At 47.6% G+C, this 593-nt stretch carries 1 protein-coding gene; it reads left to right on the plus strand.

Going from position 1 to position 593, the window contains the following annotated elements:
* The coding region (locus tag R7040_RS28195; RefSeq protein WP_318097850.1) for an ABC transporter substrate-binding protein at window positions 1-593 on the plus strand (593 nt) is incomplete at both ends.

Here is a 593-nt window from a genome sequence, read left to right on the forward strand (position 1 = left end):
TCCAAATGAACCAAAACAGCAATGAAGCGTTGAAAGACGTGCGCGTTCGTCAAGCTATCGTGCATGCGATCAACAACGAAGGCATCGTGAAGAAAATCATGAAAGGTTTCGCGACAGCTGCTGGTCAGCAAAGCCCTGCTGGTTACGTTGGTCACAACGAAAAACTGGTTCCTCGCTACGATCTGAAGAAAGCTAAAGAGTTGATGAAAGAAGCGGGCTACGAGAACGGCTTTGCCCTGACTATGATTGCGCCAAACAACCGTTACGTGAACGATGCAAAAGTTGCACAGGCTGCGGCGGCAATGTTGTCTAAGATTGGTATTAAGGTTGATCTGAAAACCATGCCAAAAGCGCAATACTGGCCAGAGTTTGATAAATGTGCGGGTGACATGCTGATGATCGGTTGGCACTCAGACACTGAAGACTCTGCGAACTTCAACGAGTTCCTAACAATGACTCGTAACGAAGAGACAGGTCGTGGCCAGTACAACTGTGGTTACTACTCAAACCCAGAAATGGACAAAATTGTAGAAGCAGCGAACGTGGAAACGGATCCAGCGAAACGTGCAGAAATGCTAAAAGGCGTTGAAGCG

It is taken from the genome of Vibrio sp. 1069, from assembly GCF_033340555.1.